Genomic DNA, 22,936 nt, shown 5'->3' on the forward strand with positions numbered 1-22,936 from the left:
GTTTTGAAGAATGAAATAATCGTAATTATTATTCAAAAATAACAAATAAATAGGCTTTTAAATCCCAATAAAAATTTTATTTTTGCGCACGCATTAATAGAGAAGATATATGGCTACGTATAAGAAAAGAGGTTACAAACCAAAAACCAAAAAGGAGAAGGAAGAAATTGCTGAGGAAAACTCGGCAACGGCTGAGGTATTTAATACTTTAGATGAAGGTGCTTCTAAAACCGAAGAGTGGTTTGTAAAAAATCAAAATTATATTATTGGTGTAATTGCAGCCATAGCTTTGGTTGTTTTGGGTTATTTGGGTTATGACAAGTTTATTGCCGAGCCTCAACAAAAAGAAGCTATGAACGACATGTACCAAGCTAAGAAGTATTTTGAAGAAGCGACTAACGGTGTAGCTTCAGATTCACTTTATACAATGGCCTTAAACGGTGGTGAAGGTAAGTATGGTATGTTAGATATTATTGACCAATACGGTGGAACACCTGCAGCAAACTTAGCAAATTACTATGCTGGTATGGCGTATTTAAACCTTAAGGATTATCAAAACGCAGTAACTTACCTAGGTAACTTTTCTAGCGATGATAAAATGTTAGGTCCAATTGCTAAAGGAGGCATTGGTGATGCTTTTGTTCAGTTAGAGCAATTACCAGAAGCTTTAGAATATTACGAAAAAGCTTTTAAAGCTAACATTAATGAATTTACAACACCTATGTATCTATTGAAAGCTGCTCGTGTGGCAATAGATTTAGGTGAGAACTCTAAAGCTTTAGATTACCTTAACAGAATTAAGTCAGAATTTAGCAGTTCTACAGAAGCGACTCAGGTCGATGTCTTAATAGGAAAAGTAGAAGCAAGCTTATAGACATGGCTACTGCAAATCATAATTTATCGAACTACGATAAAGCCACAATCCCAAACGCGAAAGACTTTCGGTTTGGGATTGTTGTTTCAGAATGGAATGAAAAAATCACTGAAGGCTTATGGCAAGGTGCCTTTGATGCATTATTAGACTGTGGTGCCGTAAAAGAAAATATAGTGCGTTGGAACGTGCCTGGCACTTTTGAGTTGACCTATGGTGCTGCCAGAATGTCTAAAAGTTTCTATGCAGATTCTGGTATGTTAGATGCCATCATTGTGATTGGTTGCGTTATACAAGGTGAAACCAAACATTTCGATTTTGTTTGCGAAGGTGTTACCCAAGGCATTAAGGACTTGAATCTAACAGGTGATATTCCTGTTATCTTTTGCGTGTTGACAGATAACAATATGCAGCAATCTATTGATCGTTCTGGTGGAAAACACGGTAACAAAGGTACCGAAGCGGCAATTGCAGCGATTAAAATGGCCTACTTAAGAAAAAATACTAAGTAGTTAATTATGGTAAAAGTGTAAGGATTTAGCCTGAAATACTTTTACTACATACTTTACACTTTATACTTCCCAACTTCATCATGGCATCCTTTTTGTTGATAATTTTAAGGAATCCTTAGGCTATTTTTCCTAGTATTTTAAGTACTTTTGAGGTAATCAAAGTATTAATTTACAAGGCAATTTGTTTAATCAAAGAAAAAATAAACGCTTTAATTATAAGCCTCGTTTTCAGGATTCTAAAGAAAAAGAGTCGAGAGACGACTTGGAGACTAAATGGGACAAAATAAAAGGTACTACAAAACGTAAGGGGAGTTTATTAACTTCATTACCTGCCTTAATTATTATGTTGCTGTCTCTTTTTATTTTAATGTATATCCTAGAAGGGTATATTAAATAGGGTTATTATGGGTTTAATGAAATTAAAAAAGAATAGAAAGTATAATTATAAACCTCGTTTTTATAAAGGTGATGGTAACCCTTATGAATTAAAGCATAAATTTGATGACTACCGAAAAACTGTAAACCCACCTAAAGGAATAAAGGGTAAGTGGAATGCAGCTTTAGATGAATATCAAAATGATAGAGACGATAATGTAAACAAGCGTGTGCTCATCATAGCTGCAGTTTTAATTTTATTGTTTTTAATCATCATAGGTTTCGACTTGTCTATTTTCTTCCCAAACAGCTAATGACAGATATCATTCAACTTTTACCAGACCATGTTGCCAACCAAATTGCAGCTGGTGAGGTGGTGCAACGACCAGCTTCTGTAGTTAAAGAGCTTCTGGAAAATGCCATTGATGCTGATGCTACAGAAATAAAGCTCATTATAAAAGATGCGGGCAAAACGCTCGTTCAGGTTATCGATAACGGTAAAGGTATGAGTGTTACAGATGCGCGTTTGAGTTTTGAGCGCCATGCCACATCTAAAATAAAATCAGCAGAAGATTTATTTCAATTAAATACCAAAGGCTTTAGAGGAGAAGCCTTGGCAAGTATTGCAGCTATTGCGCATGTAGAACTTAAGACCAAACGCGCTGAGGACGAATTGGGTACAGCCATAGAAATAGAAGGGAGCCAAGTGAAATCCCAAGAGGTTTCCGTAACTCCTACAGGAACTTCAGTGGCAGTTAAAAATCTGTTTTTCAATATTCCGGCAAGACGAAATTTTTTAAAATCCGACACCGTAGAATTACGACACATCACTGATGAGTTTCATCGTGTGGCTTTGGCACATCCTAGCATTGCTTTTGCATTTTATCATAACGGAAGTGAATTGTTTCACCTTCCCAGTGAAAATTACAGACAACGCGTAGTTCATATTTTTGGCAACAAAACCAATGAGAAATTAGTACCAGTCGAAGAGGAAACGGAAGTGTTGAAAATCTCAGGATTTGTCGGTAAACCTGAATATTCCAAGAAAACCAGATCAGAGCAGTTCTTTTTTGTCAACCAACGGTTTATCAAGAGTCCTTATCTCAATCATGCTATTGGTGCAGCCTTTGAAGGTTTGCTTAAAGACGGTTACCATCCTAGTTATTTTTTGAATTTAACGGTAGATCCCAAGACGATTGATATAAACATCCACCCAACAAAAACGGAGATAAAGTTTGATGATGAGCATACGTTGTACGCCATTTTGCGTTCAGCGGTAAAGCATAGTTTAGGGCAATTCAATATTGCTCCGGTTTTGGATTTTGAACATCAGAGCAATTTAACGACACCGTACAATTATAAAAACAAGGCAGCATCTGCGCCAACGATTGAGGTGGATAGAAGTTTTAATCCATTTGCAGATGAAGCCAATACTAAACCACCTTCCCAGCACAGGCAATTTAAGAAAGCACCTGCAGCATCTTGGGAAAGTCTCTATGTTGGTTTAGAATCCAAAGGAAACAATAAACAGGAAGATTTTGCCGAAGTTGCTTTTGAAAGCGATTCTAAAACCGAATCAATCTTTAGTGATGCTTCTGTTGAAACTGCTAAAACCACATTTCAGTTACAACAAAAATATATAGTAACGACCTTAAAGTCGGGAATGTTAATTATTGACCAGAACAGAGCACACCAGCGCGTATTGTACGAAAATTTTCTAAGGCATATAACCATTAAAGAAGCCACAAGCCAGCAATTATTATTTCCATTGCAATTACATTTCACACCAGGTGAAAGCAAGATTATAAAGGATTTAAAAACGGATTTAGAACATACAGGTTTTGTGTTTTCTGGTTTGTCTGAGGAAGAAATTACCATTACAGGAGTGCCTGTAGGAGTGCCAGAGAGTGAAGTATCTATCATTTTAGAACAGTTGATAAGTGATGTGCAAAATGATGTGCCAGACGCTAATTTTAGTGCTACGGATTTATTGGCAAAATCCATGGCAAAGAGTTTGGCGATTAAAAACGGTCAGTCCTTAAATGGTACAGAACAAGAGCATTTGGTCAATAGTCTATTTGCCTGTAAGGAACCGAACGTGTCACCAACCAATAGACCAACATTTATCACTATGAAAGTAGATGATATTGAAAAAAAATTTATGTAGTATATGAGAGCTCAAATAACCGATGCTGTTAAGCATTTACTAATTATTAATATCATAATGTTTCTTGGAACCTATCTTGTAGGTAATAGGGAAATGTTCTATGAATGGTTTGCTTTATTCTTTCCAAAAAACCCGCTTTTTGAACCTTGGCAAATTATTACGCACATGTTTATGCATGGTAATTTTATGCATATTTTATTTAATATGTTTGCCTTATGGATGTTTGGTACAGCAGTAGAGCAGGTATTTGGCATGAAAAAATTCTTGATTTTCTATCTTTTGTCTGGTTTAGGTGCAGCTGTAATTCAACTTGCATTTTTATATTTTCAGTATAATACTGGTTTATCAACCTTAATGGAAGCAGGTATTTCCCAAGCTGAGGTTGCAAATCTTATAGCTGAAGGAAAGTACGACCAGCGTTGGGCGTCTATCTTGGGTGAGGATTTTGATAGCTTTAGACAAGCAATAGTTACCACAATGGTCGGAGCTTCAGGAGCAATAATGGGTGTGTTGGTAGCGTTTGGTATGTTATATCCTGAATCTAAATTGATGTTGATATTTTTGCCAATTCCTATAAAAGCGAAGTACTTTATACCAGGTATTATAATATTAGATTTATTTTCTGCAATCACTGGTCATTCTATATTTAGTCCAAGCAATACGGCTTATGTTGCCCACTTGGGTGGAGCATTGACAGGGTTTTTATTGATGTATTTTTGGAAGAAGAATGAAAGAGATAAATACCGCTGGAATTAACCATGAGCACCATTCAAGATTTAAAATATAAGTTCAATAGATTCAATGCTTTTGAAAAGATTATTGCAATTAATATAGTCGTTTTCATTATTGGGCAATTGATTAAAGTGTTTGCTAGAACAGGCAATTCCTTGTCCTATTTAAGTTTGCCATCAAGCTTTTCTAACTTTTTGTATAAGCCATGGTCTATTATTACTTATGGCTTTGCTCACTATGATTTTTTTCATATTCTTTTGAACCTTTTGGTACTGTATTTTATATCAAGAATGTTACTGAACCTGTTTCGTCCTAAAATGGCATTGAACATCTACCTATTGGGAATCATTGTTGGTGGATTGGCGTTTCTTTTTGTTTATAATGTTTTACCTAAAGGATTTATTATAAATGCTCCACCATTGGTAGGTGCTTCGGCTGGTATAAGTGCTTTACTGATATTTTTGGGAGCTTATATGCCTGAGACAGAAGTTAGACTTGTTTTTTTTAATATAAAACTCAAGTATATTGCTATAGCCTTGGTTGCTATGGATGTTTTAGGATTGTTTGGCTGGAACCAAGGCGGAAATGTAGCACATCTTGGTGGCGCTTTGCTAGGCTATTTTTATGCGATAAAATTAAAAGAAGGTAAAGACATAGGTTCTGGTTTTGAACGTGCCATGGACACTGTAGCAGGTTGGTTTAAATCCAAATCCAATTTAAAGACCGTACACAGAAATAAACCAAAAGGGACTTATGCTGGTAAGACTAAAGAAGAGTTTCAAACGTTTAATGAACAGAAGAAAGTAGATTTAATTCTCGATAAAATCAGCAAGAGTGGTTATGAGAGCCTTACAGCTGAGGAGAAGGAATTTCTCTTTAAGGCTGGAAAAAAATAAGCACCTTCTAATCTCAAAATTCCGAAAATGGGATAGTTGAAAATTGGTATGAAAAAATTAAAATTCTTTAATAAGATTATGTTTCTTGTCAATTCGTTGGCAGCCTTCTTATTATTGATATCCTACCTCTTGCCTTATCTGCCTCCTAAAAGTTTTGCAACGCTATCCGTATTGAGTCTTGGTGTGCCTTTGTTGATATTATTGAACATTCTGTTTTTTATCTATTGGGTGCTTCAGGTAAAAAAGCAGATGCTATTATCATTGGTGGTGTTGATTTTGGGTTGGAGTTATCTCAGCTCTATGTATAAGTTCTCGTCCTCAAAAAAAGTTGAAAACGAGAACAATATTTCTGTGATGTCTTATAACGTAAGGCTTTTTAATATTTTTGAATGGTTACCAAATAAGACCGTAAAAGCTGATATTACGGAACTCATCAAAAAAGAACAGCCAGACATACTTTGTTTACAAGAATATAGAACCAAAGATCCTGTTGAGCTCAATGGTTATTATGGCTATAACACAACGTTCAATAATGCTGTTAAACGTGGTCAGGCTTTGTTTTCTAAATTCCCTATTATTAACTCAGGTTCTTTGGAGTTTTCTGGCACGAGCAATAATGTGATATTTGCTGATATCGTCAAAGCTAAGGATACCATAAGGATTTATAATGTCCATTTACAGTCCTCTGGTGTAAATACTGATGTTGAAATCTTGAAAAAGGAAACTTCGGGTCAACTTTTTAAGCAAGTAAGTAAAACATTTAAGGCTCAGCAAACCCAAGTAGAACTGTTCTTGAAACATAAATCTAAATGCCCTTACAAAACTATTGTAACGGGTGATTTCAACAATACGGCCTACTCTTACATCTACAAAGAGATTAAAGGAGATGATTTAGTGGATACGTTTGAAGAAGCTGGTAATGGCTTTGGAAAAACCTACGACTTTAAATTCTTTCCGCTCAGAATTGATTTTATTCTAGTGGATGAAAGTTTTACGGTCAATGGATTTAAGACTTTTGACAACAAGCTTTCGGATCATTATCCCATTAAAGCGACAATTGCACTAGATTAAAAAACAATCCACACTATCTGAAATAATATGCGCCAATAAACCAATGGCAAAGATGCGTGTTGGTTTAGGGATTAACAATATGAAGTAAACTGCAATAGCACAGAAGGAGTGGAGTGGGTGAAAATTGATACTGCAACGACTGGAATCGAATATAGGACTTGCCAACAAATGATCTAAATCGATGATAAAAGCGGCAAGCATAATAATATAAGCCTTGAGCCAGTTTTTCTTAAAGAAAACCAAGGCAATGACCAATGGCAATCCGAAATGTAAGCCGTAATGGATTATGAATCTAAACATAGCCTACAGTTTCTGTCGTTTTAAGTATAACTCTGTATTTGGCCCTTCGTTGAAAAGTAAATCCAAAATACTGAGATTTGGAATAAAGCCATGCTTTTCAGTAAATACTTGTGTGTAAGTTTCCAACGTGTTGACTTTATGGTTTCGCATTACAAGTGGTCTAAAATCCGTTTTGCCAACTGGCTCTTTTTCATAAGACTTTGTCTTGGAAGTTACCAAATTCATTTGCAAACACTCTAAAAGCATTTCAAAACAGTATAAATTTAGGTCTAAAATATAGTCGAATCGTTTTTCGAATAAAGGCATTAGGTCGTCAATATAAAACTCGAAAAAAGGCGACATGCTATAAGCCGACTGCAAAGATTTTAAATGCAGTTGCTGCCAGTTGTCGTCGTTGGCGATTTTTACATCCTTGTAAAGTTGTCTGTTCTTTTGTGTGTAACTAACAGGAACGGTTAAAGCCAGTTTTCCGTTTGCACCATAAATCTCAGTACGATTTCTAAAGGACTGCTTTTGGTAATTATCACAAACCTCAAAACATACTGAATTTGAGTTAACCATAGCAACAAAATGCGCTATGTTAGGAAAGTACGTTGGATGTATGAGACAATCCATAATTACGTTAGAAAAACCTTAAGATTTAGCTTTTCTTTTCTTTCTCCATTTAGTAAATCCATAGATTCCAAAAATAACGACTAAAAATGGTATAAAATAAGAGGTACGCTCACCACTACCACTAACAGTTGTGAAAATACGATCCCAACGGAACTTCCAATTTTTAAGACCATCGTTAATGCCGTCTATACTCATCCAAATAAATACAGGCTTACCAAAAATATGATTGTAGGGTACAAATCCCCAATATCTACTGTCTATAGAGTTATGACGGTTGTCTCCCATCATCCAATAATAATCTTGTTTAAACGTATACGACGTTGCAGGCTGATCATTAATAAATATCTGATTACCTCTAGTCACCACCTTATTACCTTCATATTCGCCAATAGCGCGTTTGTAAAGCGTAATGTTTTCAGTATTTAATTGTATGGTAGCACCTGCTTTAGGAATCCATAGTGGACCAAAGTGATCAATATTCCATTTGTAATTAGGGTCTCTTGGGAAAATATCTTCTATAGCACCTTCATCTCTGGTAATGCGCTCTACACTGGCAACATTAGGTTGTACTCTGAGCTTGTTTACGGCTTCATCTGATACAGCAGCTAAATAAAACGTGCCATCATTTGGATTAAATCTAAAACCATCATCAATATCTGCTTTGTCTAGCATATTATAAAATAACCGTTCCTCACCTTGTGTACTGATTGGTTTTTTTAAGGTGAGACGATAAGAAAACTGTAAATGTGATCGTGGTGGCAGTTTATTTTGTTTTCCATTGATAAAAACATAGCCATTCCTCAATTCTAAAGTGTCACCAGGCAACCCAACACAGCGTTTTACTAAATTGGTTTTTTTGTCAATAGGCTTGTAGTAATTACGGTCTGGATTAAAATCGTTCATATTCAGCAATGTGTCTGCTGGTTGATTAAAAACGACAATATCATTGCGTTCTACATCTTCAAAACCTGGTAACCTAAAATAAGGTAGCTGCAGTTTGTTTTTCCAAGACGAATTACGCTCTTCAAAATTGTCATTGTATAGGTACGATTTTACACCTAGGACAGGAATAGTATCATGCACCATAGGAGCACCTATAGTGGTCATTGGTACTCTGGGTCCATAATGAATTTTACTTACTATTAAAAAATCACCTACTAATAAAGACTTTTCTAAGGACGACGACGGAATAACAAAAGGCTGAAAGAAATACGTATGAACAATGGTCGCTGCAACAATGGCGAATAGGATAGAGGTAATCCACTCACCAGTTGTGGTCTTGGGTTTAAGCTCCCTATTTTCAATATAGGTAACATCTTCCATATAATTGAGGTAGTACAGATAGAACCCAAGTGTAACAATACAGATTAAAGCATCTAGTTTGGTGGTCTTTCCGAACGCTCTTGCGGTTTCTACCCAAGCTGCAGGAATCATTATAAGATTTACAATAGGTAAAAACATTAAAATTACCCACCACCAAGGGCGAGAAATTATTTTCATAAGTATTACTGCATTGTAAACCGGCACGAAGGCTTCCCAAGCTTGTCGCCCAGCTTTAAGGTAGAGTTTCCATGTGCCTAAGCCATGTATAATTTGTAATATCAGTAAAAAGATAAACCACTGTGTCCAGCTCATAATTTTTTAAATGATAATTGTCTATTGACAATTGATTAATTTCTTAGGTTCAAATTTGCAGTTTTTCTTGATGATATAAAAATCCTTGTAAGTTCATCTGCTTCATTTAACAAAGATTTACAACTCTCTGAAGGTAAAAGATTTTCATCAATAATAAACACTAACCAAAAATGACTTTCATCTATCTCTTCGATGACAATACTTATTTTGGAAATAAAACTTCGCTTTGATTGTGCAATGCATGTCGCTCTGTAATTAGCGGCTACTGATGTTGCACATCTGATTAATTGTTTTTTAATATGATTTGATAAATAATCGTTTGGTAATTGAGACACCAGCTTTATAATTTGGTGCGCGAATGTCTTTGTCCGATCTTTTAGGTCATTATTCATTATTCAATCTACATTAGACATTGATTTGCAACACATCTCGCATGGTATATACACCTTTTTTATCCTTAATCCATTCTGCCGCAACAACAGCTCCCAATGCAAAACCTTGCCTGCTGTGTGCTGTATGCTTAATGCTTATGGAATCGATTTCAGAATTATAAGTCACCTCATGTGTGCCAGGTACTTCAGGAATACGTTTGGCATCAATATGGATTTCATCAGAATTTGGCTGGTCTAATGTCCATTTTTTATAATCAGTATTCTCAATAATTTGCTCTGCTAACGTGATGGCCGTTCCGCTTGGTGCGTCTAATTTTTTGGTATGGTGAATTTCTTCCATCTTAACCGAATAACCATCTACCGTTGCCATGAGTTCACTCAGCTTTTTATTGATTTCAAAAAAGATATTCACTCCCAAACTAAAGTTTGAGGCGTATAAAAATGTTCCGTTTTTAGCATTGCAATAATCTATAACCTCATGGTACTGTTCCAACCATCCAGTAGTACCTGAAATTACTGGAACTCCAGCATCCAAAGCTTTCTTTATATTGGAAACCGCAGCAGTCGGAATACTAAAATCTATGGCAACATCGGTGTTGGTAAAATCAAACTCATCGTTAGCATTGGAAATTTTTAGTGAAATAGTATGCTTACGCTTCAAAGCAATTGCTTCAATGCTTTTTCCCATTCTGCCATAACCGAGTAAAGCTATATTCATGCGTTTAGAATTTGAAATTGAGTGTCAGTCCTAAATCTGAAGAATTCTCCCATTGGTTGTATTGATAATGCGGACTTAAACTCAGATTTTCATCGACATTAAACTGCAGTAAATGTGCATCCACATTGGCATCAATAATATTTAAGGCGTATAGTCCTATGGTTACCAATAGAGACACTTCTTTATTTCTTCTAAATTGTTGTTGAGCACGAATTAAACCGTCGTTAGAAATCAATGGATTGCCATCGGCATCAGAAAACTCATCATCCGTAAAGCCAGCCAATCGTCTTTTATAAGCATCTCGGTAACGGTCAAACTGTTTGTCATTTCTGATGTAGAAATAAACACCTGTACCAATCGCTCCCCAAACTATTGGGATTTTCCAATATTTCTTGTTGTAAAATTGACCAGCACCAGGCAATATAGCAGAGTAGAATGCCGCTTTAGATGGTCTTAAGGGATCAATCTCTGACTTTTCAAAAGATTGTTCTTCGATAACCACTAAGTCCTTATCCACCACAATGCTCGTGCTGTCCTTGTCTTTTTCCTGGGCAAAAGAGATCATTGCCGAAAACAAACAAAGTATCAGAAAATATGGTGACTTATTTATCACGCTTTACTAATTTTTGAATTCTGTTGAAATCTTCTTCAGAATGAAACGGAATCACAATCTTTCCACCACCATTTTTAGAGACTTTCACATCGATTTTATGGCCAAAATATTCTGAAAAATCCTTAGCTCCTTTTTTGATGTACTTCGGAGTCTCAGTAGTTTCAAAAGTTGATTTTTTATCGTCTTCGGAGTTTAGATTTTTAACCAATTGCTCTGTAGCCCTAACGGAAAGTTTATTGGAAATGATCTTTTCGTATACCTCGAGTTGGTCTATTTGACTTTCAATATTTACCATGGCTCTACCATGTCCCATAGAGATAAAACCATCGCGCATTCCGGTTTGTATGATTGGGTCTAGCTTAAGTAAACGCAGATAATTTGCAATGGTAGAACGCTTTTTACCAACACGCTCGCTCATTTGCTCTTGAGTCAAATTGATTTCGTCAATTAAACGTTGATACGACAACGCGATTTCTATTGGGTCTAAATCCTGACGTTGAATGTTCTCCACCAAAGCCATCTCCAAAGACTCTTGGTCATTGGCGATTCTTATGTATGCAGGTATGGTCTCGAGTCCAATTAATTTCGACGCTCTAAAACGACGCTCACCAGAAACCAACTGGTACTTGTTAAACGCTAGCTTTCTAACCGTTATAGGTTGAATAACACCAAGCTCTCTAATTGACGATGCCAACTCGCGTAACGACTCTTCGTTAAAGTTGGTTCTTGGTTGAAACGGATTCACCTCAATACTTTCAATATCGAGCTCAACAATATTACCAACCACTTTGTCGGCATTTTTGTCTTCCGCAGATTTTATGTCATTTTCAGGATCTTTCAACAAAGCTGAAAGTCCTCTTCCTAATGCCTGTTTTTTCGTTGCCTTCGCCATTATAATTCATTTTTCTTTATAAGCTCTTTGGCTAAGCTTAAATAATTTGCCGCTCCTTTACTGCTTACGTCATAATTAATAATGCTTTCGCCATAGCTTGGAGCTTCACCTAAACGTACGTTACGCTGAATAATGGTATCAAATACCATATCGCTAAAGTGCTTCTGTACTTCTTCAACCACTTGGTTAGATAGGCGCAAACGCGAATCAAACATCGTAAGCAAAAGACCTTCTATGTCTAACGCTTCATTATGTATTTTTTGTACACTTTTAATAGTATTTAACAATTTGCCTAAACCTTCGAGCGCAAAATACTCGCACTGAATAGGGATAATCACTGCATCTGAAGCCGTTAAGGCATTCAAGGTTAACAGTCCCAATGATGGAGCACAGTCAATTAATATATAATCGTATTCAGATTTTAATTCTGAAATGGCTTTCTTCAGCATGTATTCACGGTCGTCCTTATCAACGAGTTCAATCTCAATCGCGACAAGGTCTATATGTGCCGGAATCACATCCACATTTGGTGCATTAGAAGCCACAATGGCTTCCTTTGCTGATTTGGTATGCTCTAATACTTGATAGGAGCCAATTTCTACAGCATCAACGTCAATACCTAAGCCAGAACTGGCATTGGCTTGAGGATCTGCATCTATAAGTAGGACTTTCTTCTCTAGTGCGCCCAGAGAAGCCGCTAAATTTACAGAGGTTGTTGTTTTACCAACACCGCCTTTTTGATTAGCAATTGCAATGATTTTACCCATTAAATGATTTGGTTTATTAAGGGTTTAAAAATACGATTATTTACGAGTTTAGGAAATTGAAGTTGTTAACAGTTTGTTACCGCTCATTTAGGGTTACTAGTCAATCAAAATCTCTAAAATCTGAATCGCTGCATCACTGATTTTAGTGCCAGGTCCAAAAACGGCTACTGCACCAGCATCAAACAAATATTGGTAATCTTGTTTTGGAATCACACCACCAACAATCACCATAATATCGTCTCTTCCGTAAGCTTTTAGTTCTTCTATAACCTGAGGTACTAAAGTTTTATGTCCAGCGGCTAAAGAGGATACACCCAAAATATGTACGTCATTTTCAACGGCTTGTTTGGCCGCTTCCTTTGGTGTTTGAAATAAAGGTCCAATGTCAACATCAAAACCAACATCCGCATAGCCTGTAGCGACGACTTTTGCACCTCTATCATGCCCATCTTGCCCCATTTTGGCAATCATAATACGTGGTCTGCGACCATCTTGTTCTGCGAACTGATCTGCTAACTCCCTTGCGCGTTTAAAACTGCTATCGTCTTTTATTTCTTTGCTGTACACTCCGCTAAATGATTTTATTTGTGCCTTGTATCGCCCGAATTCAGCTTCCAAGGCATCACTGATTTCACCTAAAGTTGCTCTTTTTCTGGCCGCATCTACTGCTAAAGCTAGTAAATTATCTTGACCTGTTTTAGCGGCTTCGGTCAATTTTGCCAAAGCTTTCTCGACATCTTTGTTATTTCGAGTGGATTTGATACGGTTTAAGCGTTCTATCTGTTGGTTGCGAACGGTTTGGTTGTCGACTTCCAAAGTTTGTATTGGGTCTTCTTGGTCTAAACGATATTTGTTAACACCTACTATAATATCTTGACCCGAATCGATACGTGCTTGTTTTCTTGCAGCAGCTTCTTCAATTCGTAATTTCGGAATGCCAGCTTCAATGGCTTTGGTCATACCACCTAATTCTTCAACCTCCTGAATTAAATCCCAGGCTTTATGTGCAATATCATGGGTTAATTTTTCGACATAATAACTGCCAGCCCATGGGTCAACCGTTTTGGTGATATGGGTTTCTTGTTGTAAATAGATTTGCGTGTTTCGTGCTATTCGTGCTGAAAAGTCCGTAGGTAGCGCTATTGCTTCGTCCAAAGCATTGGTATGTAAACTCTGCGTACCACCGAAAGCCGCAGCAGCAGCTTCAATACAGGTTCTTGCTACATTATTAAAGGGATCTTGCTCTGTTAAACTCCAGCCAGAGGTTTGGCAATGGGTTCTTAAGGCTAAAGATTTTGGATTTTTAGGGTTGAACTGTTTCACCAATTTTGCCCAAAGCATACGAGCTGCACGCATTTTGGCGATCTCCATAAAGTGATTCATCCCAATGGCCCAAAAGAATGATAGGCGAGGAGCAAAGGTGTCGATATCCATTCCGGCTTCCAGCCCTTTTCTAATGTATTCCAAACCATCGGCTAAAGTGTATGCCAACTCTATATCGCAAGTGGCACCAGCTTCTTGCATGTGGTAACCCGAAATACTGATACTGTTGAATTTCGGCATATTCTGACTCGTGTACTCAAAGATGTCAGAAATAATTTTCATGGACGGAGTAGGTGGGTAGATATACGTATTCCGCACCATAAACTCTTTTAGAATATCATTCTGAATAGTGCCAGCCAATTGCTCAGGTTTTACGCCTTGTTCTTCTGCAGCCACGATATAAAACGCCATAATGGGCAGAACCGCTCCATTCATGGTCATGGATACCGACATTTTATCCAAAGGAATTTGATCGAAAAGAATTTTCATATCCTCAACCGAATCTATAGCAACTCCGGCTTTACCTACATCACCAACGACGCGTTCGTGGTCTGAATCGTAACCTCTATGCGTTGCAAGATCAAAGGCTACGGAAAGTCCTTTTTGTCCAGCAGCTAAATTACGTCTGTAAAAGGCGTTGCTTTCCTCTGCTGTTGAAAAACCAGCATACTGCCTAATCGTCCATGGTCTGCGTACGTACATTGTTGAGTAAGGACCGCGAAGATTGGGTGCAATACCTGCAACAAAATCCAAATGTTCTAAATCTTCAATATCATCTTTTGAATAGGTCGATTTTAAATTAATATCTTCAGCTGTGATATATTCTTTTTTATCATCGTGTGGCTCATAACCCGAAGGTTTTGAATTAAGTTTTATATGTTGAAGATTTCTTCTTGACATTTTATACGTTTTTGAATGAAAAACAAACTATAGATTTTATCTATACTTAGTTTTATTCTTCCTTTAATCTATTGGTTTCCAATTTTTCAGATAATCTTTTCTCAATAATTGGTTCAATTAACGTTTTGCGCTTTTCAATATTCAAAAAAGGATTGATTTCTAGCTCATTTTTCATTTTATCAGCAGGGTTTGGATGTTTATTTGTGCCTAAAAGCACTAATTTTTCTGCATCAAAATCAGCCTGTTCTTTAGCTGCACTTTCTTTAATTTTCCGTTGAATCGTTCCTTCTTTCAATTGACTTAAAAAGCCTCCGTTAGATTCAATATCCTTAAAAATATCTAAGGCTTTTTCTGCTAGTTGTTCGGTTAAACTTTCAATATAATAAGCTCCGTCTGCCGGATTGTTTACTTTATCGAAATAGCTTTCGTTTTTTAAAACCAAGAGTTGATTTCGAGAAATGCGCTCACCAAATTCGTTGGGTCTATGATACAAGGCGTCATAAGGTAAATTACAAATAGTATCTGCTCCTCCCAAAACGGCACTCATACATTCTGTTGTGGTACGAAGCATATTAACGTTGTAATCATAAATGGTTTTGTTACGTTTGCTTGGTGTTGCTATGATTTTGCAATTCGTATTTACATCATATTCTGAAGCTAGAGTTGCCCATAATTGTCGTAAGGCTCTGAGTTTAGCGATTTCGAAGAAATAATTTGAGCCGACTGAGACGTTGAACGTCACTTTGAGAGATTGCTTCGCTTCACTCGCAATGACGTTATCTAAATGGTTAAGATACTCGTTGGCATGTGCCAAACCATAAGCTAATTGCTGTACAATTGTTGCACCTGCGTTTTGGTAAAGGCTTAAGTCAATGCTAAGTTCATTGGTTTGCTTTACTATGCCTTCAAATTTTGAATGGTCCTCCTTGAGGTTGCTGTACCAATTACCTGTTTTGGCTAGGCTACCAATGATGTCTGTGTGTATTGTTGTTATATTGTTTGGCGCTTCAGCTTCGCTCAGCGTGGCATTATTGATTTTACTAGTAAACTCTTCTGATAGAAAATTACATTTCAGATGAACATCAATAGTTATTAAATCGATGTTTGAAAGTAAATCAGAAACTGAAATGTTTTCGGAGTTGACAATAAACAAGATGCTTTCAGCACCACGTTCGATAGCGTCTCTTGCAGCGATATTGGCATCGTTTTCATTTTGTACTTCAATAGCCTGGCATATTTTCCAAGCTGTGGCTTTACTGGCTGATATTTCTGGCCATTTTTCAAACTCATCGGAATGGTAAAACGGTTTTACATCAATACCTTCATTGGTGTTCCAAATAAGGGTGTCGTTATAATCCGCACCTTTTAAATCGACCTGAATTTTTTGTTTCCAAGCTTTTGAAGATACTCCTTCAAACTCATCAAATAAAGGTTTACTCATCTTGTTTTTCTTTGGCTATACTATCTTCGTATTCAATAATGAAAATATCCTCATTGGGTTTCTTCATATAATAATTCTCACGTGCAGCACGTTCTATGCCTTCTTCAGTACTAAGCTCTTTAATGGCTTTGTTGTCTTTCTTCATTTCATTTTTATAATGCTCTTTTTGGTATTCCAATTCTTTCATATCTGAGTTGAGCTCGTAATGAAATAATAAGGAATGTGCATCAAAAAATAACATCCAGATAGCAAATACTATAAAAACTAACAGGTAAATGTTTTTAAAAGGTTTTAAATATTTGTTATCAAAGATTCCCATTATAAACGCTCGTTAATTATGGTTCTAACGATATCTACAGCTACTGTGTTGTATTTGTTGTTAGGAATAATAATATCGGCATATTCCTTCATAGGTTCAATAAACTGCTGGTGCATAGGTTTTAAGGTGTTTTGATACCTTGTAAGAACCTCGTCTATATCACGTCCACGTTCCGTAATATCTCTTTTTAATCTTCGGATTAAGCGCTCGTCTGAATCTGCGTGGACAAATATTTTTATATCAAACAATTCTCTGATTTCTGGATTGGTAAGAATTAAAATCCCTTCTACAATCATTACCTTTCTAGGCTTTGTAGAAATAGTATCTCCTGTACGATTATGCTTGACAAAAGAATATACAGGTTGGTCTATGGATTTGCCTTCCTTTAACTCTTTTAGGTGCTGCGCCAACAGATCGAAATCGATAGAACGTGGATGGTCAAAATTGATCTTTACACGTTCCTCATAACTGAGGTGAGAAGTGTCTTTATAGTAAGAATCTTGTGAAATAACACCTACCTGACCTTCAGGGAGTTCGTTAAGAAGTGTGTTAACAACGGTTGTTTTGCCACATCCTGTTCCTCCTGCAATTCCGATTATAAGCATTGTGATTTGTAGATTATATTAGTTGTGCAAATTTAACCAATTAGTACTATTTATTGATGGTTTTTGCAACATCTTCGGCAGTAATAAATTCGCCATAATCATTTCCCCAACTATTGTTAATATAATTCATAACATCTGCCACTTCCTCGTTGGTAAGCCCTAAAGGCGCCATGGCACTGTTATAGGTAACGCCATTTACAACCATTTCTCCGGACATGCCATTTTTAACACCTTTAATGCTTTCCTCTTGGTTGTCTCTTAAAAAATCGGCATTGGCCAATGGCGGAAATGCTTTAGGTACTCCTTTACCATTTGCCATATGACAAGTAATGCACATATCGTTATAAACTGATTTTCCGCGTTCCATACTGGCTGTTAATTTTGTGTCTTTTTGAGCCAAGGGTGTCTTTTCCGGATAGTCTACTTTGGTTGTTTTCTTCTTTTCTGAATTACATGAAGTTACCAGTAATACAAGTATTAAAAGCTTAAATATTTTCATCATTTTCTAATCAGTTTTACAATTCCTAAATTTTCTACTCCAACGTAGATATAACCATCTGGTCCTTGTTCAACAGAACGAACCCTTCCGATATCATTGAGCAAACGTTCTTCCTTTACAACCTTACCGTTTTTTATGGTACACATATCCAAATAATTAAATTTTAACGAGCCTACCAATAGATTGCCTTCCCAATCTCCGTATTTGTCACTATCTATAAATGCCATACCACTCGGTGCTATTGAAGGCACCCAATAGTGAAGCGGTTGTTCCATCCCTTCTTTTTCTGTAAGGTCAGTGAATTTTGTTCCGCTGTAATTAACTCCGTAGCTAATAACTGGCCATCCATAGTTTTTGCCAGGTTCTACAATATTTATTTCATCACCACCTCTCGGACCATGTTCGTGCGTCCAAATTTCTTTGGTGTCTGGATGAAGCGTCATGCCTTGCTGGTTTCTATGGCCGTAAGAATAGATTGCTTTTTTGGCATCAGCATCGTTTACAAAAGGGTTGTCTTCTGGGATGCTTCCATCGTCGTTAATACGATATGTTTTGCCACCATCGCGCGTAATGTCCTGTGGGTTGGTGTCTCTATCTCCACGCTCTCCGATGGTGAAAAATAAATAACCGTCTTTATCAAATACCAATCTAGAGCCAAAGTGTTGACCTCTTCTTGTATTTGGAGTCGCTTTGTACAACACTTCTAGATCCGTAAGCGTATTACCGTTTAGTTTCGCTCTGGCTATTGCTGTATTGCCGCCATCTCCTTCGCCTTCAGACGACACATAGGAAATGTAAATGTATTTATTGTTCTCAAAATCTGGATGAAGAATAACATCCATAAGTCCACCTTGTCCACGAACATATATTTCTGGTAAGCCAGAAATAGTCGTCTTTTCACCATCTTTAAAGTGAATGAGTTCACCACTTTTTTCGGTGATTAACATAGCTCCATCTGGTAAAAAAGTGAATCCCCAAGGAATATTTAATTCTGGAACAACGACTTCATGGGTATTTTGATTATTGACAGGATTATTGTCTTGCGCACATGCCGTGAAGCTTAATGTCATTAGTAAGATTACTGCAAATTTTGAATAAAGGAATTTCATGGTTTTTCTTTTAGGACAAGATACTTAAAAAACATAATTTAATCGAATGGCAGCATAATAATTTATGGGATTTCCTGGATAATAATAGCGTGGTGCAGCACCGTTGAATCCTAAGGCGTTGACCAATATTTGTGATGCATATGTTGTATCAAATAGGTTATTAATTCCAAAGGAAAAGTTTAAGCTGAAATGGTCTCCAAAAGCTTTCTCATAACCGATTTTAGCATAAGTAATACTGTAAGCATCGCTATATAAACTATTACTGTCAGTTATAGGAATTTCGCCAACATGTCTGTAATTAAAATTGCCATATAGCCCAAAGTTGAAACTGTAATCGATACCAAGGTTAAATACTTGACTTGGTACTCCTGTAAGATCATTGCCAGAAAAGTTGGAGTCTTCATCAATAAATTCATCAAATTTAAAATTGTTGAGAGTGTAATTGATATAGGTATTGATTTTAAGCTTATCTGAACTCAATCCACTGTAATCTAATTTTAGCTCTAAACCATCATGTCTTGTTTTGCCAGCATTGATGCCTATAAACTCGTCTTGTGCAGTTCTTCTCGATACAACTAAATTGCTAATGTTTAGCCTATAAACAGAAATACCGTATTGCAATTTTCCTTTTGCTAGGAGTCCTCTACTGCCTATTTCGTAGTTCCAGCCGGTTTCGGGTTTTAGGTTTTGGTTGATTTGTCCGTTCGGTAAAAGGGTTTCGCTTAATGAAATCGGTGAAAACCCTTGACTAATGCTTGAAAACAGATGGATATGATCAGTCAAAGCATGTGAAACACCAAATTTTGGTGAAACAATAGATTTGAATTTAAACTCGCCAGATTGATCGGGATTATTGTCTGAAACTTCAAATTTGTCTTCTAAATCGTATGACGTTCTGTTAAAGTTGATGCCAAATGTGAATGTTGTGCGTGAAGAAAGTTCATAATCACTTTCAAAAAACAGATTATAATAGTTTCTGTTCTCTTTAAAATTTGAAAGCTCATCTCCTTGTACGCTTCCAGTTCCCTCTTCAAAATCTTCATATAAATTTTCAAAGGTTTTGTACTTGTAATTATCCTTAAAATATTCTCCGCCTATGGTGAAATTCAAGTTCTTTTTAAAAAGCTCAGTACTACCCAATAATCTCGATCTTAAACCATAGGCAAAACTATTTTCGCTTAGAATATTAAAAGGTCTTGGCTCATAATTGCTTCTGAAGGAAGTAAAGATGCTAGTGACTTGTTGGAAGGATTCATTGAATTGATGCGTCCAGGTTAAACCGATAATTCCTCGATCTGAATCTTCAAAACCTTTTGATCTTCCCCAAGTAAAAGCTGCTGAACTCGGACTGTTTATAAAATCCGACTCATTCAAAGAACTAGGAATAAAAGCCTTGAGATTAACAAAACTTGCTAGAACTGAAATGTCGTTTTTAGCATTGAGTATATGTTTTGATGATAATGTGAACGTATTGCGATTGTAGTCATTGTTATCACGATAACCATCACTCGCTGTTATACTATGTGTAAAATTAATGGCATTCTTATTTAGACCAATGTTGAGGTTGGTTAGTTCCTTAATCAGTCCGAATGAACCAACGGTAAACTCGGATGATACCTTTGTTGAATTACCAAAATTATATTTGGGTTTGAGTAGAATGGTTCCTCCCAATCCGGCACCATAACTGCTGGATGTCGCTCCTTTTATAATTTCAATTTCAGATAGTGAGCCCAATTCAAAATCTTCAATTGTCGTTTCGCCACTTCCGTTTGTTAAAGGAATGTCCTTAAAGTAAGCTCTAATTTTTGATGTGCCAAACAGATTTCTTGCTCCGATTCCTCTAATGGTTATCCGATTAGTGTTAAGTGCTCCACTTTGCATAAAAACACCTGGTGTAGAATTTAATATTGGAGAAAAATCGGCATTATTGTAGCGTTGTATCTGAGATTGATCAATAACTTCAATGGATGCGGTGGACTTTTTAAGTAATTTTGGTAGGTGATTTGCTGTTATGATGACTTCGTTTAATTGCGCAGGGTCAGAAGTCAATTCAATGATTTTAAAAGTTGAAAGTTCTATGTCAACAATTTCCTCATTGTAGCCAAGCCGTTTTATTTTAAACTTGCCACCTTCAATAATTTTAAAATTCCCATAAGTATTGGAATAAGAGGTGTCTAAAGTCTTTAGATTGATTATTGCAGTATTTTCTAACGCAATACCGTTAGCCTTATCTAAAATTTTCCCATTGAAATTTTGCGCAAAAGAACTAAATGTAAATAATAAAAGGAAGATTAGAATTTGAAAGACTTTTGCCATAAAGGATAAGGAATAATATAAAGGGCCTAAGGCGAAATTACTCTTTTTTATTTCCAATTTAAAGATTTAAATAAATGTATTTTTTTATGATAAAAAGGTCTTTTACATTTAAGAAATAAATTATATTTGCACCCGTTTTCTATTGTAGCTGTGATTTTGCAATTACTATGGATGCGTTTTGAAAAGATAAGATAACCATTTCGGGGTGTAGCGTAGCCCGGTTATCGCGCCGCGTTTGGGACGCGGAGGTCGCAGGTTCGAATCCTGCCACCCCGACTTTAAGTAAAAAAAGCTCAGCAAATGCTGAGCTTTTTTTGTTAGTACCATTCAAAAAATATACCTGAAATTGCTACGGCTATTATCAGTATAATTAATGTTATGATGATGAAAGTTGCTCCAAATTTGGTTTTCGCATCTTTCTGCAGAATATAATCATCTCTTTCTTCGTCTTCTTCTTTTACAAATTTCATAATTTATATTTTTACTTATTAATAAATATCGTCTTTTTATTTACAAATTCCAAAATACCTTCTTTAGATAATTCCCTCCCGTATCCAGAAGCTTTTGTTCCACCAAAAGGTAACCTTGGATCTGATTTTACCATTTCGTTGATAAAGTATGCTCCATCTTCAATAGCTAAAACCTTTTTTGAAGCCTTTTTATAATCCTTGGTAAATATCATAGTCCCAAGACCAAATCTAGAATTAGATGCCATTGCAATGGCCTCATCTAAATTCTTAACTTTAATAATAGGTGCAACTGGCCCAAAGGTCTCTTCTTTAAACACTGGCATATCTTTAGTAATATTTGTCAATATGGTTGGTTGATAATAGGCATCACCTCTTGTGTTACCATAATGTACTTTAGCTCCCTTTTCAACAGATTTAGAAACTTGCTCTTCTAATATATCAGCTAAATCTGGTCTTGCCAGGCAGGACATATTAGTATCTTCCTTAAAAGGGTCATCATAATTTAATGCCTTCACTTTTTTGGTGAACTGCTCAAGGAATTCATCATAGATTTCTTCTTCTACTAAAAAACGTTTTGCAGCAATGCAACTTTGACCTGAATTCTGCATTCTAGCTTTAACAATGGTATCTAGATGTTTATCTAAATCGGCATCCTTTAAAATTATACAAGCATTGTTGCCACCTAGCTCTAATACTGTTTTTTTAAGATGTTTACCAGCAGTCTGAGCAATGCTTTTCCCAGCCTTTTCACTTCCTGTTAAGGTTACTGCTTTTACAATATCATTGCCAATAATCTCTTCTATGGTATCGTGATCGGCCAATAAAGTTTGAAAGCAACCCTCTGGAAAACCAGACTTATTGAATAGCTTTTCAATCGCTATAGCGCACCCAGTGACATTAGAGGCGTGTTTTAATAAGGCCACATTACCAGCTATGAGTGTTGGGATGGCAAATCTAAACACTTGCCAAAAAGGGTAATTCCAAGGCATAACCGCCAAAATACAACCTAGCGGATCGTAACTGATATAACTTTCATGTGCGTCTGTTTCTATGATGGCATCAGCTAAAAATTGGTCTGCGTTATGTGCATAGAATTGAATCAAAAAAGCACATTTCTCAATCTCGGCCTTGCTTTCTGTTATGGGTTTGCCCATTTCTAAAGTTATGAGCTTGCTCAGCGAGTCTTTATCTGCCAGCAACTCATCAGCAAGTTTTTGTAACAGTTTAGCACGCTCACTTATTTCGAGCAATTTCCAAGATTTAAAGGTGGCATTTGCCAACTCTAATTTTTTATTCAAAACAACTTTCGAATCTAACTTGTAGGTTTTAATGTGTTCCCCGTTGTAAGGATTATTTGTATTTATGGTGTCGCTCATAGTTTTGTTTGTTAGTTCAAAT

General features: G+C 36.4%; 24 protein-coding genes and 1 tRNA gene. 8 read left to right on the forward strand and 17 right to left on the reverse strand.

Annotated features, from left to right (window positions below; all coding sequences use genetic code 11):
* Nucleotides 1-109 precede the first annotated feature (109 nt).
* From F1003_RS12155 to F1003_RS12185, 7 genes are all read left to right on the forward strand, one after another.
* A complete protein-coding gene (locus F1003_RS12155; RefSeq protein ID WP_155089705.1) occupies nucleotides 110-874 on the forward strand; it encodes a tetratricopeptide repeat protein in 765 nt (254 codons plus the stop codon).
* A 2-nt stretch (nucleotides 875-876) separates the two neighbouring features.
* The gene (gene ribH / locus F1003_RS12160) at nucleotides 877-1,383 is read left to right on the forward strand and encodes a 6,7-dimethyl-8-ribityllumazine synthase (protein ID WP_155089706.1); all 507 of its coding nucleotides are present in this window, start codon (nucleotides 877-879) and stop codon (nucleotides 1,381-1,383) included.
* Between the two features lie 413 nt (nucleotides 1,384-1,796).
* Nucleotides 1,797-2,072 (forward strand): riboflavin synthase subunit beta, encoded by a 276-nt coding sequence (locus F1003_RS12165; protein ID WP_306461430.1) that lies wholly within the window; start codon nucleotides 1,797-1,799, stop codon nucleotides 2,070-2,072.
* Nucleotides 2,072-3,925 carry a DNA mismatch repair endonuclease MutL gene (gene mutL / locus F1003_RS12170; protein ID WP_155089708.1) on the forward strand — a complete coding sequence of 618 codons (1,854 nt, stop codon included), beginning with the start codon at nucleotides 2,072-2,074 and terminating at the stop codon, nucleotides 3,923-3,925. The genes F1003_RS12165 and mutL overlap by 1 nt, the downstream gene beginning before the upstream one ends.
* Nucleotides 3,926-3,928: 3 nt before the next feature.
* Nucleotides 3,929-4,681: a rhomboid family intramembrane serine protease gene (locus tag F1003_RS12175; RefSeq protein ID WP_155089709.1), complete on the forward strand. Its 753-nt coding sequence runs from the start codon at nucleotides 3,929-3,931 to the stop codon at nucleotides 4,679-4,681.
* Between the two features lie 2 nt (nucleotides 4,682-4,683).
* Nucleotides 4,684-5,553, forward strand: coding sequence for a rhomboid family intramembrane serine protease (locus tag F1003_RS12180; RefSeq protein ID WP_155089710.1), 870 nt, complete (start codon nucleotides 4,684-4,686; stop codon nucleotides 5,551-5,553).
* A gap of 48 nt (nucleotides 5,554-5,601) precedes the next feature.
* Nucleotides 5,602-6,624 (forward strand): endonuclease/exonuclease/phosphatase family protein, encoded by a 1,023-nt coding sequence (locus F1003_RS12185; protein WP_155089711.1) that lies wholly within the window; start codon nucleotides 5,602-5,604, stop codon nucleotides 6,622-6,624.
* On the opposite strand, the gene F1003_RS12190 is transcribed toward F1003_RS12185, so the two are convergent.
* From F1003_RS12190 to F1003_RS12260, 15 genes are all read right to left on the reverse strand, one after another.
* Nucleotides 6,616-6,924 carry a DUF6122 family protein gene (locus tag F1003_RS12190; RefSeq protein WP_155089712.1) on the reverse strand — a complete coding sequence of 103 codons (309 nt, stop codon included), beginning with the start codon at nucleotides 6,922-6,924 and terminating at the stop codon, nucleotides 6,616-6,618. The two genes, F1003_RS12185 and F1003_RS12190, sit on opposite strands and share 9 nt — an antisense overlap.
* A gap of 3 nt (nucleotides 6,925-6,927) precedes the next feature.
* On the reverse strand, nucleotides 6,928-7,539 hold the full coding sequence (locus tag F1003_RS12195) for a WbqC family protein (protein WP_155089713.1): 612 nt from the start codon (nucleotides 7,537-7,539) through the stop codon (nucleotides 6,928-6,930).
* Between the two features lie 18 nt (nucleotides 7,540-7,557).
* A complete protein-coding gene (gene lepB / locus F1003_RS12200) occupies nucleotides 7,558-9,174 on the reverse strand; it encodes a signal peptidase I (protein WP_155089714.1) in 1,617 nt (538 codons plus the stop codon).
* 35 nt (nucleotides 9,175-9,209) lie between these two features.
* Entirely contained in the window at nucleotides 9,210-9,566 is a 357-nt protein-coding gene (locus tag F1003_RS12205; RefSeq protein WP_155089715.1) for a four helix bundle protein, read from the reverse strand.
* Between the two features lie 13 nt (nucleotides 9,567-9,579).
* Nucleotides 9,580-10,284, reverse strand: coding sequence for a 4-hydroxy-tetrahydrodipicolinate reductase (gene dapB, locus F1003_RS12210; RefSeq protein ID WP_155089716.1), 705 nt, complete (start codon nucleotides 10,282-10,284; stop codon nucleotides 9,580-9,582).
* A gap of 4 nt (nucleotides 10,285-10,288) precedes the next feature.
* Nucleotides 10,289-10,897, reverse strand: a complete 609-nt coding sequence (locus F1003_RS12215; RefSeq protein ID WP_162306973.1) for a DUF5683 domain-containing protein — start codon at nucleotides 10,895-10,897, stop codon at nucleotides 10,289-10,291.
* Nucleotides 10,887-11,789 (reverse strand): ParB/RepB/Spo0J family partition protein, encoded by a 903-nt coding sequence (locus tag F1003_RS12220; protein WP_155089717.1) that lies wholly within the window; start codon nucleotides 11,787-11,789, stop codon nucleotides 10,887-10,889. Before F1003_RS12220 ends, F1003_RS12215 begins: the two co-directional genes overlap by 11 nt.
* On the reverse strand, nucleotides 11,789-12,556 hold the full coding sequence (locus tag F1003_RS12225; RefSeq protein WP_155089718.1) for a ParA family protein: 768 nt from the start codon (nucleotides 12,554-12,556) through the stop codon (nucleotides 11,789-11,791). The genes F1003_RS12220 and F1003_RS12225 overlap by 1 nt, the downstream gene beginning before the upstream one ends.
* Nucleotides 12,557-12,652: 96 nt before the next feature.
* On the reverse strand, nucleotides 12,653-14,779 hold the full coding sequence (scpA, locus tag F1003_RS12230) for a methylmalonyl-CoA mutase (RefSeq protein WP_155089719.1): 2,127 nt from the start codon (nucleotides 14,777-14,779) through the stop codon (nucleotides 12,653-12,655).
* Between the two features lie 52 nt (nucleotides 14,780-14,831).
* Nucleotides 14,832-16,220, reverse strand: coding sequence for a methylmalonyl-CoA mutase subunit beta (locus F1003_RS12235; protein ID WP_155089720.1), 1,389 nt, complete (start codon nucleotides 16,218-16,220; stop codon nucleotides 14,832-14,834).
* Nucleotides 16,213-16,539 (reverse strand): FtsB family cell division protein, encoded by a 327-nt coding sequence (locus F1003_RS12240; protein ID WP_155089721.1) that lies wholly within the window; start codon nucleotides 16,537-16,539, stop codon nucleotides 16,213-16,215. The genes F1003_RS12235 and F1003_RS12240 overlap by 8 nt, the downstream gene beginning before the upstream one ends.
* Entirely contained in the window at nucleotides 16,539-17,144 is a 606-nt protein-coding gene (udk, locus tag F1003_RS12245) for a uridine kinase (RefSeq protein ID WP_155089722.1), read from the reverse strand. The genes F1003_RS12240 and udk overlap by 1 nt, the downstream gene beginning before the upstream one ends.
* Nucleotides 17,145-17,190: 46 nt before the next feature.
* On the reverse strand, nucleotides 17,191-17,646 hold the full coding sequence (locus F1003_RS12250; protein ID WP_235898376.1) for a c-type cytochrome: 456 nt from the start codon (nucleotides 17,644-17,646) through the stop codon (nucleotides 17,191-17,193).
* A complete protein-coding gene (locus F1003_RS12255) occupies nucleotides 17,643-18,752 on the reverse strand; it encodes a PQQ-dependent sugar dehydrogenase (protein ID WP_155089723.1) in 1,110 nt (369 codons plus the stop codon). Before F1003_RS12255 ends, F1003_RS12250 begins: the two co-directional genes overlap by 4 nt.
* Nucleotides 18,753-18,776: 24 nt before the next feature.
* The gene (locus F1003_RS12260) at nucleotides 18,777-21,068 is read right to left on the reverse strand and encodes a TonB-dependent receptor family protein (protein WP_155089724.1); all 2,292 of its coding nucleotides are present in this window, start codon (nucleotides 21,066-21,068) and stop codon (nucleotides 18,777-18,779) included.
* Between the two features lie 201 nt (nucleotides 21,069-21,269).
* Between F1003_RS12260 and F1003_RS12265 the strand changes: the two genes are divergently transcribed.
* Nucleotides 21,270-21,344 (forward strand) — tRNA-Pro (locus F1003_RS12265).
* A gap of 41 nt (nucleotides 21,345-21,385) precedes the next feature.
* On the opposite strand, the gene F1003_RS16855 is transcribed toward F1003_RS12265, so the two are convergent.
* A complete protein-coding gene (locus F1003_RS16855; RefSeq protein WP_202913894.1) occupies nucleotides 21,386-21,538 on the reverse strand; it encodes a hypothetical protein in 153 nt (50 codons plus the stop codon).
* Nucleotides 21,539-21,549: 11 nt separating this feature from the next.
* A complete protein-coding gene (locus tag F1003_RS12270; RefSeq protein WP_155089725.1) occupies nucleotides 21,550-22,914 on the reverse strand; it encodes an NAD-dependent succinate-semialdehyde dehydrogenase in 1,365 nt (454 codons plus the stop codon).
* Nucleotides 22,915-22,936: the final 22 nt, after the last annotated feature.

Source organism: Winogradskyella ouciana (genome assembly GCF_009709615.1).
Taxonomy (GTDB): Bacteria; Bacteroidota; Bacteroidia; order Flavobacteriales; family Flavobacteriaceae; genus Winogradskyella; species Winogradskyella ouciana.

Excerpts from the sequence above, each read along its gene's own strand:
- lepB (WP_155089714.1), bottom strand. The coding sequence starts at position 9,174 with ATGAGCTGGACACAGTGGTTTATCTTTTTACTGATATTACAAATTATA.
- F1003_RS12240 (WP_155089721.1), bottom strand. The coding sequence starts at position 16,539 with ATGGGAATCTTTGATAACAAATATTTAAAACCTTTTAAAAACATTTAC.
- F1003_RS12195 (WP_155089713.1), bottom strand. The coding sequence starts at position 7,539 with ATGGATTGTCTCATACATCCAACGTACTTTCCTAACATAGCGCATTTT.
- F1003_RS12205 (WP_155089715.1), bottom strand. The coding sequence starts at position 9,566 with ATGAATAATGACCTAAAAGATCGGACAAAGACATTCGCGCACCAAATT.
- F1003_RS12250 (WP_235898376.1), bottom strand. The coding sequence starts at position 17,646 with ATGATGAAAATATTTAAGCTTTTAATACTTGTATTACTGGTAACTTCA.
- F1003_RS16855 (WP_202913894.1), bottom strand. The coding sequence starts at position 21,538 with ATGAAATTTGTAAAAGAAGAAGACGAAGAAAGAGATGATTATATTCTG.
- F1003_RS12235 (WP_155089720.1), bottom strand. The coding sequence starts at position 16,220 with ATGAGTAAACCTTTATTTGATGAGTTTGAAGGAGTATCTTCAAAAGCT.
- F1003_RS12220 (WP_155089717.1), bottom strand. The coding sequence starts at position 11,789 with ATGGCGAAGGCAACGAAAAAACAGGCATTAGGAAGAGGACTTTCAGCT.
- ribH (WP_155089706.1), top strand. The coding sequence starts at position 877 with ATGGCTACTGCAAATCATAATTTATCGAACTACGATAAAGCCACAATC.
- F1003_RS12165 (WP_306461430.1), top strand. The coding sequence starts at position 1,797 with ATGAAATTAAAAAAGAATAGAAAGTATAATTATAAACCTCGTTTTTAT.
- F1003_RS12225 (WP_155089718.1), bottom strand. The coding sequence starts at position 12,556 with ATGGGTAAAATCATTGCAATTGCTAATCAAAAAGGCGGTGTTGGTAAA.
- F1003_RS12180 (WP_155089710.1), top strand. The coding sequence starts at position 4,684 with ATGAGCACCATTCAAGATTTAAAATATAAGTTCAATAGATTCAATGCT.
- F1003_RS12255 (WP_155089723.1), bottom strand. The coding sequence starts at position 18,752 with ATGAAATTCCTTTATTCAAAATTTGCAGTAATCTTACTAATGACATTA.
- scpA (WP_155089719.1), bottom strand. The coding sequence starts at position 14,779 with ATGTCAAGAAGAAATCTTCAACATATAAAACTTAATTCAAAACCTTCG.
- F1003_RS12185 (WP_155089711.1), top strand. The coding sequence starts at position 5,602 with ATGAAAAAATTAAAATTCTTTAATAAGATTATGTTTCTTGTCAATTCG.
- udk (WP_155089722.1), bottom strand. The coding sequence starts at position 17,144 with ATGCTTATAATCGGAATTGCAGGAGGAACAGGATGTGGCAAAACAACC.
- F1003_RS12155 (WP_155089705.1), top strand. The coding sequence starts at position 110 with ATGGCTACGTATAAGAAAAGAGGTTACAAACCAAAAACCAAAAAGGAG.
- F1003_RS12260 (WP_155089724.1), bottom strand. The coding sequence starts at position 21,068 with ATGGCAAAAGTCTTTCAAATTCTAATCTTCCTTTTATTATTTACATTT.
- mutL (WP_155089708.1), top strand. The coding sequence starts at position 2,072 with ATGACAGATATCATTCAACTTTTACCAGACCATGTTGCCAACCAAATT.
- F1003_RS12270 (WP_155089725.1), bottom strand. The coding sequence starts at position 22,914 with ATGAGCGACACCATAAATACAAATAATCCTTACAACGGGGAACACATT.
- F1003_RS12190 (WP_155089712.1), bottom strand. The coding sequence starts at position 6,924 with ATGTTTAGATTCATAATCCATTACGGCTTACATTTCGGATTGCCATTG.
- F1003_RS12175 (WP_155089709.1), top strand. The coding sequence starts at position 3,929 with ATGAGAGCTCAAATAACCGATGCTGTTAAGCATTTACTAATTATTAAT.
- dapB (WP_155089716.1), bottom strand. The coding sequence starts at position 10,284 with ATGAATATAGCTTTACTCGGTTATGGCAGAATGGGAAAAAGCATTGAA.